At 72.0% G+C, this 14,895-nt stretch carries 16 protein-coding genes; 8 read left to right on the plus strand and 8 right to left on the minus strand.

The annotated features are described in order from the left end of the window. Positions 1–84: 84 nt before the first annotated feature. Positions 85–948: a DUF817 domain-containing protein gene (locus tag CHB94_RS12160; RefSeq protein WP_089336836.1), complete on the plus strand. Its 864-nt coding sequence runs from the start codon at positions 85–87 to the stop codon at positions 946–948. A gap of 375 nt (positions 949–1,323) precedes the next feature. Here CHB94_RS12160 and CHB94_RS26145 read toward each other — a convergent pair whose 3' ends face one another. Then, positions 1,324–1,452, minus strand: a complete 129-nt coding sequence (locus tag CHB94_RS26145; protein ID WP_254920595.1) for a hypothetical protein — start codon at positions 1,450–1,452, stop codon at positions 1,324–1,326. Beyond that, a complete protein-coding gene (locus CHB94_RS12165; protein ID WP_089336837.1) occupies positions 1,449–2,606 on the minus strand; it encodes a hypothetical protein in 1,158 nt (385 codons plus the stop codon). The genes CHB94_RS26145 and CHB94_RS12165 overlap by 4 nt, the downstream gene beginning before the upstream one ends. A 277-nt stretch (positions 2,607–2,883) precedes the next feature. Between CHB94_RS12165 and CHB94_RS12170 the strand changes: the two genes are divergently transcribed. After that, positions 2,884–4,506, plus strand: coding sequence for an alpha/beta hydrolase (locus CHB94_RS12170; RefSeq protein WP_089336838.1), 1,623 nt, complete (start codon positions 2,884–2,886; stop codon positions 4,504–4,506). Between the two features lie 137 nt (positions 4,507–4,643). Here the strand turns inward: CHB94_RS12170 and CHB94_RS12175 are convergent, their stop codons facing one another. Next, positions 4,644–6,734: a M14 family zinc carboxypeptidase gene (locus tag CHB94_RS12175; RefSeq protein WP_089336839.1), complete on the minus strand. Its 2,091-nt coding sequence runs from the start codon at positions 6,732–6,734 to the stop codon at positions 4,644–4,646. A gap of 178 nt (positions 6,735–6,912) precedes the next feature. Between CHB94_RS12175 and CHB94_RS25155 the strand changes: the two genes are divergently transcribed. Further along, positions 6,913–7,071, plus strand: coding sequence for a hypothetical protein (locus tag CHB94_RS25155; protein WP_176445529.1), 159 nt, complete (start codon positions 6,913–6,915; stop codon positions 7,069–7,071). Continuing rightward, positions 7,068–7,493, plus strand: coding sequence for a DUF1801 domain-containing protein (locus tag CHB94_RS12180; protein ID WP_089336840.1), 426 nt, complete (start codon positions 7,068–7,070; stop codon positions 7,491–7,493). Before CHB94_RS25155 ends, CHB94_RS12180 begins: the two co-directional genes overlap by 4 nt. A 4-nt stretch (positions 7,494–7,497) precedes the next feature. Here the strand turns inward: CHB94_RS12180 and CHB94_RS25160 are convergent, their stop codons facing one another. After that, positions 7,498–7,668 carry a hypothetical protein gene (locus CHB94_RS25160; protein ID WP_176445530.1) on the minus strand — a complete coding sequence of 57 codons (171 nt, stop codon included), beginning with the start codon at positions 7,666–7,668 and terminating at the stop codon, positions 7,498–7,500. A gap of 152 nt (positions 7,669–7,820) precedes the next feature. Between CHB94_RS25160 and mgrA the strand changes: the two genes are divergently transcribed. From mgrA to CHB94_RS12195, 3 genes are all read left to right on the plus strand, one after another. Then, on the plus strand, positions 7,821–8,852 hold the full coding sequence (gene mgrA, locus CHB94_RS12185; RefSeq protein ID WP_089336841.1) for an L-glyceraldehyde 3-phosphate reductase: 1,032 nt from the start codon (positions 7,821–7,823) through the stop codon (positions 8,850–8,852). Between the two features lie 119 nt (positions 8,853–8,971). Beyond that, positions 8,972–11,014: a glycosyltransferase family 2 protein gene (locus tag CHB94_RS12190; protein ID WP_141137478.1), complete on the plus strand. Its 2,043-nt coding sequence runs from the start codon at positions 8,972–8,974 to the stop codon at positions 11,012–11,014. Positions 11,015–11,083: 69 nt separating this feature from the next. Next, on the plus strand, positions 11,084–11,704 hold the full coding sequence (locus CHB94_RS12195) for a DUF4334 domain-containing protein (RefSeq protein WP_089336843.1): 621 nt from the start codon (positions 11,084–11,086) through the stop codon (positions 11,702–11,704). A 3-nt stretch (positions 11,705–11,707) separates the two neighbouring features. Here the strand turns inward: CHB94_RS12195 and CHB94_RS12200 are convergent, their stop codons facing one another. The 4 genes from CHB94_RS12200 to CHB94_RS12215 are packed head-to-tail and all read right to left on the minus strand — an operon-like array spanning position 11,708 to position 14,266. Further along, positions 11,708–12,118, minus strand: a complete 411-nt coding sequence (locus CHB94_RS12200; protein WP_089336844.1) for an arsenate reductase ArsC — start codon at positions 12,116–12,118, stop codon at positions 11,708–11,710. A 29-nt stretch (positions 12,119–12,147) separates the two neighbouring features. Beyond that, on the minus strand, positions 12,148–12,804 hold the full coding sequence (locus tag CHB94_RS12205; RefSeq protein WP_089336845.1) for an arsenate reductase/protein-tyrosine-phosphatase family protein: 657 nt from the start codon (positions 12,802–12,804) through the stop codon (positions 12,148–12,150). Further along, positions 12,801–13,925 (minus strand): ACR3 family arsenite efflux transporter, encoded by a 1,125-nt coding sequence (gene arsB / locus CHB94_RS12210; protein WP_089336846.1) that lies wholly within the window; start codon positions 13,923–13,925, stop codon positions 12,801–12,803. The genes CHB94_RS12205 and arsB overlap by 4 nt, the downstream gene beginning before the upstream one ends. Beyond that, positions 13,922–14,266, minus strand: a complete 345-nt coding sequence (locus CHB94_RS12215) for an ArsR/SmtB family transcription factor (RefSeq protein ID WP_089336847.1) — start codon at positions 14,264–14,266, stop codon at positions 13,922–13,924. The genes arsB and CHB94_RS12215 overlap by 4 nt, the downstream gene beginning before the upstream one ends. Before the next feature lie 134 nt (positions 14,267–14,400). Here CHB94_RS12215 and CHB94_RS12220 point away from each other — a divergent pair, with 134 nt between their 5' ends. Beyond that, positions 14,401–14,880 (plus strand): ArsI/CadI family heavy metal resistance metalloenzyme, encoded by a 480-nt coding sequence (locus CHB94_RS12220; protein ID WP_089336945.1) that lies wholly within the window; start codon positions 14,401–14,403, stop codon positions 14,878–14,880. Positions 14,881–14,895: the final 15 nt, after the last annotated feature.

The raw sequence follows: 14,895 nt of genomic DNA on the forward strand, positions 1-14,895 counted from the left end.
ACCCCGCCGTGGAACGGGCTTCCGCACCGACGCGCGCCAGGAAGGGCACCGGGAACCACTTGTCGCTGACCTCGCCTTCCGCGAGTGAGACAGCTGCTGCGGTTCGGCTGGATCGAGGCGCAGTGCTGCCTGTTCGCCGTGCTGTTCTTCCTGGGCCTGGCTCTCGTGCGGCTCGTTCCGCTCCCGATGGATCCCGCTGACGCGCTGCTGCTCTGGTGCCTTGCGGTCACGCTGGTGCTGTGGCTCGTCCGCTGGGAGCCCGGCCGCGAGGTCGTCGTGATCTTCGGCTTCCACCTCGTCGGTCGGCCGCTCGAGTTGTTCAAGGTGCGGCAGGGATCGTGGTCCTATCCCGACACCGGTCTCGCATCGATCGGTGGGGTTCCGCTCTACAGCGGCTTCGTGTACGCCGCCGTCGGCAGCTATGTCTGCCAGGCCTGGCGCCGGCTGGACCTGCGCATTACGGGTTACCGAGCCCGTGCCACGGCGTGTGTGGCCGTCCTCATATACCTCAACTTCTTCACGTCCCACGTGATGTGGGACGTGCGGCTGGTGCTGGCGTTGGCCCCGCTGATGGTGACGAGGCGTACGTGGGTGCATGTCACCGTCGGCCGGAGCCGCTACGCGATGCCGCTCGCGCTGTCCTTCGTCCTCATCGGCTTCGTCCTCTGGGTTGCGGAGAAAGCCGCCACCTTGCTGCGGGCCTGGCAGTACCCGTCGCAGGAGTCCGTGTGGACGCTCGTGCACGCTGCCGAGCTCGGATCCTGGTCGCTGCTCGTCGTGGTCAGCATCGTGCTGGTCGCGGCGGTCGAGGCGCACGAGGGACAGCTGTACGGGACCGCTCGCGAGCCGACCGTCGTGAGGCAGACGAAGCGCCGCGGAGCTGCTGTCCCCACCGGTCGCCGCTGCACCCCGCGGAGCCACGCCCACCGTCCACGGGTGACTCGGTAGCGGCCACCTGATGTGAGGGGAACGGCGACCCGACGCGTGCCACGCACCGGGTCTGTTGCTGAGGGCGGAGGAGCCCGTGGCCGGGCGTCGCTCCCCGCGGACCGCTGGCGTGGATGTCATACGGCGTCGCCGTTGCAGACAGCCGGCCGGCGGCCACGTCCGCCCCGTCGGCGCCCGGGCGGTGCTTGCGGCCGCAGCCTGACGGGGCTCGGGGGCGACGTCCGCCGCTCCGTGGATCGACGAGCAAGGACGGATCGCTGGCCCGTCACCGGCCCGGCTCCTTCGTCCGGAGCCGGGCCGGTGACGTCCGCGCGGGTATCAGCCCGAGCCCTCGCGCATAACCGGCGGTAGGCACGAAGACCCGCGATCGGGCGGTCAGCAGGGGCCGGGGGTGACGGTGCCCTCCGTCATGGTGTCCGGGGCGAGCGTCAGGCACGCGACCTCGCCGTCGTAGGTCACCTGGACCCGATCGCCGACGGCCTGGAGCTCCAGTGGCGGCGTCATCCCGGCGAGTACTCGGCGATCATCGGCAGGTGCTCCACCGTCGGGGGAACCCCTTCCATCTCGGCGTACACCTGGAAGTCCATGCTGATCGACTTCGCCATCGCGGTCGCCCCGACGTCGGTTCCGCCGGCCCCCACCGACCCGCCGGGGAGCAGCTGCGGGGTGGCACCGCTCATCGCGATCAGCTCCTCCACGTCGACCGCCACGGCATCGTCCGGCGCCTCGATCGGCTCCCCGTCGGCAGCCTCCACGCAGATCACGAAGTGGCCGGCCGGCCCGTCCCGGAACTGTGCGAGGTCCAGCTCCACGCGCTGCAGTTCGCCGTCCTCGACCCAGAACGAGGCACTGACCTCCTGGTCGGGCACCTCGCGGGCAGGCGGCATGCCCTCCTCCGCGCCGGGCATGATCTCGGCCAGCAGCTCGGTCAGCTCGTCCCCGACCTGGGCGTACATCTCACGGGTGTTCACCGTCGCGATGAGCCGGTCGCCGGCCCTGCGAACAGCCACGGACGCGTCCATCGCCTTCCCGGCGAGGTCCATCACTCGCTGCCCGACGTCCTCGGGCAGCGGCATGCCCTCCTCCTCCATGATCTTCTGCTGCTCGGCGAACCACGAGCCCTCGCCCATGTCGACCGATACCCAATCCCCGGCGAGGGCGGCCTCGGCGGTCTCCTGCAGCGAGCCGAGGTCCGCCGCATCGAGTTCTGCTTCCAGCTCGTCGACGCCCTCGGTCATGTCAGGGAAGCGCTCGGTCAGGGCGGGCAGGTCGACCCGCGCGTAGAGAATCTCGTCCACGACGCGCAGCTCGCCGTGGTCCTCATCGTCGAAGAGCACCCGGAGCCGGCTGGTGTCGTCGGCGGTGCCCGTCTCGTCCTCGCCGTGGTCGTACGCGATGGCGAGCTCGGCGCCGAGCAGGTCGCGGAGCACGGAGTCGTCGGCGGCGGCGGCGTCCTCGCCCGCGGCGATGAGGAACGCGCGCACGTCCTCCTCCGAGCTCGCCAGGGAGACGACGACCGACCCGCTACGGGCCTCGGCGAACGCCGCGAGGGCATCCCGCAGCTCGACCTTCGGGGCGACGGAGTCCACGCCGCAGGCAGCGGTGCCGGCGAACAGGACGAGGACCGCACCACGGGTCAGGGCACGGGACGGGCTCATGGGGCCTCCAGATCGACGTGCCGACGCTCGTCGGCGCACCGAATGGTGCCCGGTGTCGCCGCCTCTCGAGGGCGGTGTCCACAGCCGGTCACTCAGCCGGGTCCGCCTTCGTTCGGCAGCGATGGTGAACGCGAGAGGACACGCGGTCGCGGCGCGCTGACTCGTACGCGAGCCGGCTGCTCTGCCCGCACGCTGCGTGCCGGCGGGCCCCGTACCGCTGTTCAATCTCCGCGACAGGCCATGGGCGCCCCCAGCACCCCGTCAGTCGGGACTTCACATGACCAGTGGTCGCACCTCCGTCCTGAGCGGTCTCACCGCGCTCCTCGTCGCGGTCGCGCCAGCCGTCGCCGCCGCGAACCCCCCTGCGCTTCCCCTGCTGCCGGACGGGCCCGTCCCGGAGCTGTCCTGGACGCAGTGCGGCACCACCAGCGATGCCGTCGCGGCCGGCGTCCAGTGCGCCACCGCGGCGCTCCCCATGGACTACGACCAACCGCAGGGGACGCAGGTGCACATCGCCGTCGCGCGGGTGCCGGCGACGGACCCGACGCAGCGGATCGGCTCGCTGTTCTTCAACTTCGGCGGTCCCGGCGCCCCGGCGGTGGCGTACCTGCAGTCGACGGGCGCCGGCATCTTCTCCGCCCTCAACGCGCGCTTCGACATCATCGCCTTCGACCCGCGGGGCGCGGGCCAGAGCGAGCCGTCGATCGACTGCCGGGTGGATGCGACCACCGAGGGGTTGGTCCCGCGGCCGGCGCCGACCCCCTTCGACCTGGACGCCGGCGCGCTCGTGGCCCGCGCCCAGCGCTACGTCGACAGCTGCCTGGGCAACAACGGTGAGATCCTTCAGCACGTCTCGACCGCCAACGTCGCGCGGGACATGGACGCGCTCCGTGCCGCCGTCGGGGACCAGCGGCTCAGCTACCTCGGCTTCTCCTACGGGACGTTCCTCGGGGCCACCTACGCCGCCCTCTTCCCCGACCGGTACCGGGCCCTGGTGCTCGACGCCCCGGTGGACCCTCAGCAGTGGATCCACGACCCCGTCTCCCTGAGCGCCACCCAGCTCGTCGCCTTCGAGCGCGCGCTGGACCGCTTCCTCGCCGCCTGCGCCGCGGACCAGACCGCGTGCTCCGGGTTCGGCGACGGTGATCCATCCACCGCCTACGACGCGCTGCTCGCATCGACGGCCGCGACACCCATCCCGGCGCCCAGGTACACCGAGAATCCCGCGCCGGTGACCGTCGACGACATCAGGGACGCCACGCTCCAGCTCCTGTACGCCAAACGGTTCTGGGGTCTGCTCGGTGCTGCGCTCGCCCAGGCGGAGTCGGGGGACGGGTCGCTGATCCGGTTGATCATGGACCGGGTCGTCGCGCCGCGGGACGACCCGCGCCAGGACCGCTTCTTCGCCATCGCGGGCAGCGAGCAGCAGTGGCCTCGGGACGTCGATGCCTACCTGGAGCGTGGAGCGCGCGAGTGGGCGGACCACCCCCACTTCTGGTCGCATTTCGCCTACGCCGAGATCCCGTTCGCACTGTGGCCGATCCGGGACGAGGACGCCTACGGGGGCCCCTTCACCGTCGCCCCGTCATCCGTCACCCCGCTGGTCATCGCCACCACGTACGACCCCGCGACGCCGTACTCGCTGGCGGCGGGCATGGTGAGGGCACTCGGCAATGCCCGCCTGCTCACGATGGAAGGCGATGGCCACGCCGCCTACGGCCGGAACTCCGCCTGCATCGACCGGTTGACCGAGAGCTACCTGATCGCGGGCACTCTCCCCGCCGCGGGGACCGTCTGCCGGCAGGAAGTCCCGTTCGTCGCCCCCGCGCCGGCCCCGTCCGGCACGGGACGGGTGACGGTTCCGGACGCGGTGGGGACCGGGGTTCTCGGCCGCCCCTGACCGCTGGCCGGGACCGGGGCCCTCGGGGTCGGTCAACGAGGACGTTCGCGGGAGAGGGACCCCGCCCGGATACGCCCGAGGACGGCCATCCAGGCTCGGATGACCGCCCTCGGGCGTAACGCGGTGCGGCCGGTGTTTCAGCGCCGCCCGCAGGCGGTGAGGTTCACCCGCAGCTGCTGCCCGCGCTCGACGGTCACCGGCACCCGCTCGACCACCCGGCCGTCCCGCTCACAGGTCAGTGTCCAGTTCTCCACCAGTCCCGCCACGGTCTCGGACTCGGCGTTGAACAGCGAGGCGGTCAACGTCCAGCTCGGGGTCACCGAGGCGAAGTTGAGCACCCGCAGGACGTACGTGCCCTGCGCCGGGTCCTGGAGCAGCACCCGCTCCTTCTCGCCGACGAAGTTGCCCGAGCCGCCGACCGAGGTCAGGGAACCGTCGGCGTTCTTGCGGTAGACCTCGAGGTCCAGGTCGTCGGGGGTGGGCCAGTCGAGGGCGATCTCGAACAGGTCGACGTCCTGGTCGATGGTGAACTCCCGGTCGGTGGACTGGGCCGGCAGCGTGGTCCCGGTCCAGGACTGCTCCGCCACCGGCTCCCCGGACACCGTCTCCACCTGCCGGTCCATCACCACCGGTCGGGTGGAGGGGTTGACGTGCCAGGTGTACTTGCCGTCCGGCCCGACCGTCATGGTGGTGTCCAGACTGTCCTGGATGGAGCCGTCCCAGGTCGGGGTGGCGAAGGTCTTCCGCAGCCGCAGCGTGGCGCCGGCGGGCGCCTTGCCGGTGAGCACGGAGTGCGTCGCCGGGTTGACGGCGTTCTCCAAGGCGATCAGGTACGCCTCCCGGTTCCCCTTGCCGGCGTACTCCCCGGCGCCCAGGTACTCGTCGACCACCTCGGGGAACGGCGGGTGGAACTCGTCGGGGCCGATCTCGAAGGTGTAGCCGAAGCCGCCGGTGGCGTTGTACGACCAGTCCTCCGTGGAGCCCGTGGTGTCGTAGAGCTCCCACGCGTGCTGGCTGGTGTAGCCGTTCTGCGCGGCCATCTCGTCCCCGAGCGCCTTCAGCGCCGCCTCGTCGAACGGGTCGCCGAGCGGCATCCCCTCGCTGGGCGCGACCAGGTCGGGTGCCGCGCCGTTCGGTCGGAGCACCAGGTTCGAGAAGGTGTGGTTGGTGATCAGGGTGGTCACGTGCCGGCTGCTGACCAGCTCACGGATGTTCTGGGTCTCGGGCTCGGAGAACGGCGCGGCACCCCGGTACGTCGGGTCGGCGAACAGGTCCGACGCCCCGGGACCGCCCCAGTAGCCGCCGTAGTTGCGGTTGGGGTCGACGCCGACCCCGTAGCCGCCGTTGCTCGTCACGGCGAGCGCGCAGCTGCCGTCGGGCGTGTCCTGCCCGTCGACGACGCGGCAGTTCTTGCGCTTGTAGGCGTTGCCCGGCGTGCCCAGGATCGTCGCGGTCCCGCCGCCGTCGGTCTCGCGCAGGTCGACCAGCCCGCCGTCGGTGCGGGACAGGTGGAAGCCGTCGACGTTGACCACCGGGACGACCACCACGCGGGACCGGTCGACCAGGTCGGTGATCCGGGCGTCGGTGCCGTAGTTGGTCACCAGGTCCACCGCGAACTCCATCGCGTGCTCCCCGGACGGCCACTCCCGCGCGTGGTGGACCCCCAGCATCAGGAAGGTGGGCAGCCCGCGGTCGGGGCCGCGCACGTCCTTGCCGATCTCGACGCCGTGGATCTTCCGGCCGTCCAGCGACGGGTGCGGCAGGGTGATGAGCTCGACCAGGTCGGGATGGTCGCGCTCCAGCGCTGCCATGTCGGCGTTGTAGTCGTCCAGGGTGCGGTAGCCGTCCCGGCCGGAGGGCAGCGGCGAGCGCGCCGTGGCTGCCGCGTACGCGGCGTTGGCGCGGTTGTTCTCCGCCTCGCGTGCGAGCAGATCGGGAATGCGGACGTCGTAGCCCAGCCCCGCCGACACCAGTGCGGTCACGTCGGCCGGGCTGTGCAGCACGACCTCGACGTAGTCGTGGCCGGCATGCTCGGTGAGGTCCAGGCCGAGGGTCTGCAGCAGCCGCTTGTCCTCGCGCGTCGGGGTGTCGACGGTGACCAGCTGCGGCCGGAACTCCTCCGACGTCGCCGCGGCGGGGGCCGTGGGGCCGGCCGTGGCGAGGCCGACGAGCACGGCGGTGGGGAGCGCGCACAGCGCGGCACGTCTGCGGACGGAACGAGTGGTCATGCGCGTCTCCGAACTGAGCAGGGGGTTCGTCGTTGCGTAGCCAACGAGCCTGCGACCCAGAGGTCACGCCGCGCCGTCCCTCGATGTGGCAGGCGCTGATCCGGCGTGACCCGTCCCCCGGGAACCGGCCCTCGGGTGCCGGCTCGACAGGCGGCCGGGCGTGGGCGAGGCTGCGGCCATGACGGCGAACCCGTACGCGGTCCCGGTCGACCAGTTCGTCGCGCGAGCCCGGGTGCCGCTCGTCGATCAGGTCGAGCTGCAGCCCGAAGCGCAGCAGCCGCCGGCCGACTGGTCGACCGACGTGGTGACCTACGGTGGCGACGTGGACGGGGAGTGATCACGCTGCCTGGTCGAACCGGAGACAGCGGCCGGCCGCCGGGGGAGTCCGACGGCTGGGACGAGCTCCTCGTCCAGCTCTCGCCGGAGGTGGCCGCGCTCGTCTCCGCCGCCGACGAGCTCGTCCGGCGCACCGACCCGGAGGTGGTCCGCGTCGTGTGGCCGCACCAGAAGACGGTCGGGTACGGGGTCGGCCCGAAGAAGATGTCCGAGCACTACGCCTACCTCGCCGTCCACCCCCGGCACGTCAACCTCGGCTGCAACTACGGCGCACACCTCGGCGACGGCGGCCTGCTCGAGGGCACGGGGCAGAACATGCGCAAGATGACGGTGCGCAGCGTCGAGGCGCTGGACGACGCGCGGCTGGTGCCGCTGCTCCGGGCGGCCCGCCGGGAGCGGCTCACCGCCCTCGGGCGAGCCTGACGAGCTACCGGCCGCGCGGCAGGCTCTTGTGGTCGCGCTTGTTCCAACCCAGTGCGGCGGTCCCGACGAAGAAGATCAGGCCCACGACGGCGAGCCAGAACAGCCCCTCCACGACCGCGCCGATCACGGTGAACGCGAGCCAGATCACCAGCAGCAGTCCGAGAAGACGGAGCATCGGGATCTCCCTGTGTCGGTCGGCAGCGCCCTCAGCCTAGGGCCCGGACGGCCGCCTTCGTGATCGTCACCGCCGAGCGATGTCCGGCCCGCGGACCGGTTCCGATCACCGGCGGGAGCGCACGCACCGCGGCCCCCGGCCAAGATGGACCCATGGCCTACCGCGCAGCCGACGACCGTTACGACTCGATGACCTACCGCCGGACCGGCAGGAGCGGCCTCGACCTGCCCGCGATCAGCCTGGGCCTGTGGCACAACTTCGGTGACGACATGCCCTTCGACCGGCAGCGGGCGATCCTGCGCCGCGCCTTTGACCTCGGCATCACCCACTTCGACCTGGCCAACAACTACGGCCCGCCCTACGGGTCCGCCGAGCGCAACTTCGGCCGGCACCTCGCCGACGACTTCGCGCCCTACCGCGACGAGCTCGTCATCTCCACCAAGGCCGGTTACGACATGTGGCCCGGCCCCTACGGCCAGGGCGGCGGCGGCCGCAAGTACGTGCTGTCCAGCCTCGACCAGTCCCTGGAGCGGATGGGGCTGGACTACGTCGACATCTTCTACAGCCACCGCCCGGACCCGACCACGCCGCTGGAAGAGACGATGGGCGCCCTCGACACCGCCGTCCGGTCCGGCAAGGCGCTCTACGCCGGTATCTCGTCCTACTCCCCGCAGGACACGGCCAGGGCGGCGGCGATCCTCGCCGACCTCGGGACGCCGCTGCTGATCCACCAGCCGTCGTACTCGATGCTCAACCGCTGGATCGAGACCCAGGGGTTGCTCGACACCCTCGAGCAGGTCGGCGCCGGCTGCATCGCGTTCTCGCCGCTGGCGCAGGGCATGCTCACGAACAAGTACCTCAACGGCGTCCCGGAGGGCTCCCGGGCCAGTCTGGACAAGTCGCTGTCGACCGAGCTGCTCAGCGAGGAGGCGCTGCGCCGGATCCGCACGCTCAACGACATCGCGCAGACGCGCGGGCAGAGCCTGGCGCAGATGGCGCTGGCCTGGGCGCTGCGGGACCCGCGGATGACGACGGTGCTGATCGGGGCCAGCAGCGTCGTCCAGCTCGAGCAGAACGTCGGGGCGCTGCAGAACCTGTCGTTCAACGACGACGAGCTGTGCGCCATCGACGAGCACGCCGTCGACAGCGGGATCGATCTCTGGGAGGCGCCCCGCACCGCCTGATCCCGTCGCGGGGACGCGCCCCGTTCCCGATGAGCGCCCTGCCGCGCTGAGGCACCGGACGGCGGATCTCCCTCGTCCGGGGGATCAGGTCGGACTCGTTCCGCGCCGATCTCGCGGAAGTGACCAGAGCCCAGGTGCGCGGCCGCGCGGCCGACACGGCCGACACGGCCGGCCGCCCCGTCGCCCCGGCCCCGCTGGCCCGGCCGACCGGGGCGCGGGACGGCGTCCCGGCGCCGGACGGCCGCCGGCGCCTGTTCCTCGTCCGGGGCGCGGCGCTGGCCGCCCTGGTCTCGACGTTCGCCTATCTCACCTGGCGGGTCGCGGACACCCTGCCCGAGGGCCCCGCGCTGTGGATCGGCGTGCCCTTCCTCGTCCTCGAGCTGTACGGCGGGGTCGCCCTCGTGCTCTTCGTGATGACGACGTGGAACGTGGCGCCCGCGACCGTTCCGCCGTCCCGCCCGGACGGCGAGCGGCCGACGGTCACCGTCCTGATCGCGACGTACAACGAGCACCTCGACGTCCTGCTCCCCACCGTCGCGGCGTGCCTGGCACTCGAGGGAGAGCACGAGACCTGGGTCCTCGACGACGGGGACCGGCTCGAGGTGCAGGAGATGGTCACCGCCCTGGGTGCGCGCTACATCAGCCGTCCCGAGCACGACCACGCCAAGGCGGGCAACCTCAACCACGCCCTCGGACTGGTCCGGACCGACCTCGTCGCCGTGTTCGACGCCGATCACGTGCCGGACGGCGAGTTCCTCACCCGCACGCTGCCCTACTTCGCCGACCCACGCCTGGCGCTCGTGCAGACGCCCCAGCACTTCTACAACACGTCCTCCTTCGAGCACCTCCGGCCGGGCGCCGACCTGCACGAGGAGTCGCTGTTCTACCGGGTGATCCAGGCCGGGAAGCACAACGCAGGGGCGGCGTTCTGGTGCGGGACCAACGCCGTGCTGCGCGTCGAGGCGCTGCGGGACATCGGCGGGGTGGCCACGGAGTCCCTCACCGAGGACTTCCACACGACCATGAAGCTGCACCGCGCCGGCTGGCGCAGCGCCTATCACAACGAGGTGCTCGCCCGCGGCCTGGCCGCCGGTGGGCCGGCGGCCTTCTACGCGCAGCGGCGGCGATGGGGCCGGGGGGCGATGCAGGTGCTCCGGCACGACAACCCGCTCACCTCCTCGGGCCTCACGCTGGGCCAGCGGCTGGGCTACATCTACTCGCTGTCCGCGTGGTTCGACTCGTGGCGGACGCTGGGTCTGGCGCTGGTCCCGGTGGCAGTCCTGCTCACCGGGCTGTTCCCCGTCGAGGCTCGCCCCGTGCAGTTCGCGGTCATGGCCGGGTCCGCGTTCGTGCTGCAGCAGCTGGCGCTCACCCTGTTGTCCCGTGGGTTCGCGCCCGCGCGCTTCGCGCTGCTGTTCGAGGTCATCCGGCTGCCGTCGAACCTCGCGGCCACGCTGTCCCTCGTCCGGCGGGGGACGGGCCGCTTCGCGGTGACCGCCAAGGGCAGGACCGGCGACGCGCGCGTCCGGGCGCACGTGCCGGGGCTGCTCGTGGCGCTGGCCCTGCTGCTCGGTGGCACCGTGGTCTACGCCCTGCTCAGCCTCGTCGGCTGGACGCCGACGGCGTATCCGCTGCGCGGCATGATGCTCGTGCCCCTCGTGTGGATCGCCCTCACGCTGGCCTTCGTCGTCGCGGGGATCCGGCGGATCCGGGATCCCCGCTTCTCGACCGAGCGCCGCGACGGGCACCGCTTCCCGGCCGTCCTGCTGGCCACCGTCACCGGTGCTCCGGCTCGGGTCGTCGACGTCTCCCTCGGCGGTGCGCAGGTCGTGGTGCAGGGTGTCGGCACCCCGGTGGGGGACGACGTGCTGCTCGCCGTCACCGTGCCCGACCGGTCGGAACCGGTCGTCTTCCGGGCCACCGTGCGCAGTCGGCAGGGCGGCCTGCACCGGCTGCAGTTCATCGGCCGCCAGTGGATCGCCCTCGCCGCGCTCTCGGCGACGGCCTTCGGCGCCGGTGCGGCGCGGTGGGCGGCGGTCCGCGAGCAGGCCGCGTTCCAGCCCCGCGAGGACGTCGTCCGCATCACCACCCCCCTGCCGGTTCCGCCGCCGGCAGCCCCGGACCGGCTCCGGGTGGAGCAGCCGGCCCTGGCGCGGCGCTGAGCGCCGGGGCTCCCGCGACGCTCGGGCGTGGGGCAAGCTGGCGGACGACGACCGGCGAACGGAGCGCTCATGGCAGGGAAGTCCGAGACGGGGTTGCGATCGGTCGAGCGCGGACCGACTCCGCCGACAGCAGCCGGGGGTGACCCGGAGGCCGAGCGCTGGCTGGCGGAGCACCGGACGGGCGCGGAGCCCGGTGAGGTGCTCGCCTTCTTCGACGGGCTGCCGACGGTGACGGTGGCGGAGATGCTCGGCCGGTGGCGGGGGAGCGGCCTGCACACCGGGTCGCGGCTGGACGGGCTGCTGGAGGCCTACGGCTGGTACGGCAAGGAGTTCAGCGGTCCCGAGGCGGTGCACCCGCTGCTCTTCCACGGCCGTGACGGTCGACCTCGGCCGGTCGACCCCGCACTGATCCCGCTCGGCCTGCTCCGCGACTACGCCGGACTGGCCCGGTCGTGGCCCATCCGGACGGCGTTCGGTCGCCTGCGCCCGCTGGTCCACACGAACCAGCCCAAGGCACGGCTGCGCACGGTGGAGCACCGGGGGGTGAACACCGCGGCGATGGTCTACGACTCGCTGCCCGTCATCGACGTGTTCCGGCGGGTCGGCGCCGACGTCGTCCTCGGGGCGATGGACATGCGGGGCCTGCCCGAGCCGTTCTTCTTCCTGCTGGAGCGCGACGAACCCGCCTGAGCATCAGGCGGACGGCACCTGCAGCTCGGCCAGCAGGCCGCGGATGCGGCCCTCGATCTCGTCCCGGATGGGCCGCACGGACTCCACCCCCTTGCCGGCGGGGTCCTCGAGCTGCCAGTCCAGGTAGCGCTTGCCGGGGAAGATCGGGCACGCGTCCCCGCAGCCCATGGTGATGACGACGTCGGAGGCCTCGACCGCGTCGGTGGTGAGCACCTTCGGCCGCTGGTCGGAGATGTCGATGCCCACCTCGGCCATCGCCTCGACGGCGGCGGGGTTGACCCGGTCGCCGGGCAGGGAGCCGGCCGAGCGCACCTCGACGGCGTCCCCGGCGAGGTGCCGGAGCCAGCCGGCGGCCATCTGGGAGCGGCCGGCGTTGTGGACGCAGACGAACAGCACGCTGGGCTTGTCGGACACGGATGGCCTCTCGGGGGTGGGGGTGGTTGTCACGTCGTGGTGCCGGCGGGATGGAGTTCGGCGAGCAGCCAGCGCACGCGGGCGTCGAGGTCGTCCCGGATCGCCCGGACCTCGCCCACGGAGAGGCCGGCGGGGTCACGGACCTGCCAATCGAGGTAGCGCGTGCCCGGATACACCGGGCACGCGTCGCCGCAGCCCATGGTGACGACGACATCGGCAGCGCGGACGACGTCGTCGGTGAGCGGCTTGGGGAACTCGGCGGAGAGGTCGAGACCGATCTCGGACATCGCGGCCACTACCGCGTCGTCGACAGAGGGTGCCGGCTGCGAGCCCGCTAAGCGCACGTGGACCCGCCCGCCGGCGCGGTGCTGCAGCAGGCCGGCTGCCATCTGGGAGCGGCCGGCGTTCTGCACGCACACGAAGAGCACCTCGGGCACGTCGCCGGCGAGCACGCCCTTCGACCGGGCGAGCGCGGTCAGTCGTTCGGTGGCGAACCGGCCGGCGAGCACGGGCAGGTGGGTCGTGACCCTCGCCGTCCGGGCCAGGGCCGTGTAGGACTCGAACACGTAACGGTCGATCGTCTCCCGGGCGAACACGCCGGTGAACCGCGCCGACAGCTCGTCGGCGAGCCGGTGCAGGGAGGCCTCGGGCATCAGCAGACCGGGCACGGCTCTCTCGTCGCTCATTGCGCATTCCGGGCGGGGACGGGGACGGTGGGGTCGCCGGGGAACCAACGGCGGGCCGCCCACAGGGCGACGTAGACCAGCGCGACCAGCACCGGTACCTCGATCAGCGGGCCGACGACGCCGGCGAGCGCCTGGCCGCTGGTGACGCCGAAGGTCCCGATGGCGACGGCGATGGCGAGCTCGAAGTTGTTGCCGGCGGCGGTGAATGCCAGCGTGGTGGTCTTCGCGTACCCGAGCCGCAGCCGCATGCCGAGCAGGAACGAGCCGCCGAACATGAGTACGAAGTACGCCAGCAGCGGGAGGGCGATCCGGGCGACGTCCCAGGGCTGAGACGTGATCGCCTCACCCTGCAGCGCGAACAGCATGACGATCGTGAACAGCAGCCCGTACAGCGCGACCGGGCCGATGCGGGGCAGGAAGCGTTGTTCGTACCAGGTTCGGCCGTTCCGCCGCTCACCCAGCGTGCGGGTCAGGAACCCGGCGACCAGTGGGATGCCGAGGAAGACCAGCACGGAGGCGACGATCGCCCACACGCTGAACTCCGCTGACGTGGTCGACAGGCCGAGCCAGCCGGGGAGGACCTGAAGGTAGAACCACCCCAGCGCGGCGAAGGCGATGATCTGGAAGACCGAGTTGATCGCCACGAGGACCGCGGCGGCCTCGCGGTCGCCGCAGGCCAGGTCGTTCCAGATCAGCACCATCGCGATGCAACGGGCCAGGCCGACGATGATCAGACCGGTCCGGTACTCGGGCAGATCGGGCAACAGCAGCCAGGCGAGGGCGAACATCAGCGCCGGGCCGAGCAGCCAGTTGAGCACGAGTGAGGCGCCCAGCAGCCTCCGGTCGCCGGTGACCCGGTCGAGCTCGGAGTACCGCACCTTCGCCAGCACCGGGTACATCATCAGCAGCAGGCCGACGGCGATCGGCAGGCTGACGTTGCCCACCTCGACGGCCGACAGGGCGTCGTCCAGCCCCGGCACCCAGCGGCCCAGCGCCAGGCCCAGCGCCATCGCGGCGATGATCCAGACCGGCAGGAAGCGGTCGAGGGTGGAGAGCTTCTGGAGGACCGGGGCGTCGTCGGGGACGTCGACCCGGGCGGTCTCCCGGACGGCGTCGCTCACGCCGGGACCGGCATGGTCGTGTCGAACAGGTTCGCGACGGCGGACAGGGCCTCGGGCTTGACCGCGTAGAAGACCCAGACGCCGCGCTTCTCGCGGTCGAGCAGGCCGGCGGAGTGCAGCACCTTCAGGTGGTGGCTGATCGTGGCCTGGGTGAGGTCGAAGGCGTCGTTGAGGTCGCAGACGCACGCCTCGCCCCCGGCGCTCGCGGCGATCAGGCTGACCAGCCGCAGCCGCACCGGGTCGGCGAGCGCCTTCAGCAGCGGAGCGACCTGCTCGGCCTGGTTGGCGGACATCGGCGTCCCGGTCAGGGGAGTGCAGCAGGCCAGGCCCGGGTCGCTCATCGGTTCTCCTCGTTCGCAGACATCGGCGACCATCGTACAGACGAGAATCGTATTGACAACCATCGATGCGAGTGGTCGCATGACGGTCAGGCATCGACGACCGTCGATGTCTTCGATTGAAAGGGGTGCCCACCATGTCCCGCGTCCAGCTGGCCCTCCGTGTCGCCGATCTCGACGCCGCCGTCGACTTCTACTCGCGGCTGTTCGACGCCACCCCGGCCAAGCGCCGTCCCGGCTACGCCAACTTCGCCATCGCCGAACCGCCGCTGAAGCTGGTCCTGCTCGAGGGCACCCCCGGCGAGGCGACCCGCCTGGACCACCTCGGCGTGGAGGTTCCCTCCGCCGAGGAGGTCACGGCCGCGACCGCCCGGCTGGCCGATGCCGGGCTGGCCACCCGCGTCGAGGACAACACCACCTGCTGCTACGCCGTCCAGGACAAGGTGTGGGTGACCGGTCCGGGTGGCGAGCCGTGGGAGGTCTACACCGTCACGGGCGACGTACGGCCCGACCTGGAGGGCAGCGCCGAGGCCGAGCCGTCCGCCGTCGCGGGCGACGGCTCGTGCTGCAGGGAGGGGTCCGACACCGACGCGCGACTGGCCACCGCCTGCTGCTGAGCCTGACACTGGGTG

The organism is Blastococcus mobilis, from assembly GCF_900188025.1.
GTDB lineage: Bacteria > Actinomycetota > Actinomycetes > Mycobacteriales > Geodermatophilaceae > Blastococcus_B > Blastococcus_B mobilis.

Bases quoted from the DNA above. Each gene is read 5' to 3' on its own strand.
- CHB94_RS12170 (WP_089336838.1), top strand. From the start codon at position 2,884: ATGACCAGTGGTCGCACCTCCGTCCTGAGCGGTCTCACCGCGCTCCTC.
- CHB94_RS12220 (WP_089336945.1), top strand. From the start codon at position 14,401: ATGTCCCGCGTCCAGCTGGCCCTCCGTGTCGCCGATCTCGACGCCGCC.
- CHB94_RS25160 (WP_176445530.1), bottom strand. From the start codon at position 7,668: ATGCTCCGTCTTCTCGGACTGCTGCTGGTGATCTGGCTCGCGTTCACC.
- CHB94_RS25155 (WP_176445529.1), top strand. From the start codon at position 6,913: ATGACGGCGAACCCGTACGCGGTCCCGGTCGACCAGTTCGTCGCGCGA.
- CHB94_RS12165 (WP_089336837.1), bottom strand. From the start codon at position 2,606: ATGAGCCCGTCCCGTGCCCTGACCCGTGGTGCGGTCCTCGTCCTGTTC.
- CHB94_RS12215 (WP_089336847.1), bottom strand. From the start codon at position 14,266: ATGAGCGACCCGGGCCTGGCCTGCTGCACTCCCCTGACCGGGACGCCG.
- mgrA (WP_089336841.1), top strand. From the start codon at position 7,821: ATGGCCTACCGCGCAGCCGACGACCGTTACGACTCGATGACCTACCGC.
- CHB94_RS26145 (WP_254920595.1), bottom strand. From the start codon at position 1,452: ATGACGCCGCCACTGGAGCTCCAGGCCGTCGGCGATCGGGTCCAGGTG.
- CHB94_RS12195 (WP_089336843.1), top strand. From the start codon at position 11,084: ATGGCAGGGAAGTCCGAGACGGGGTTGCGATCGGTCGAGCGCGGACCG.
- CHB94_RS12175 (WP_089336839.1), bottom strand. From the start codon at position 6,734: ATGACCACTCGTTCCGTCCGCAGACGTGCCGCGCTGTGCGCGCTCCCC.
- CHB94_RS12205 (WP_089336845.1), bottom strand. From the start codon at position 12,804: ATGAGCGACGAGAGAGCCGTGCCCGGTCTGCTGATGCCCGAGGCCTCC.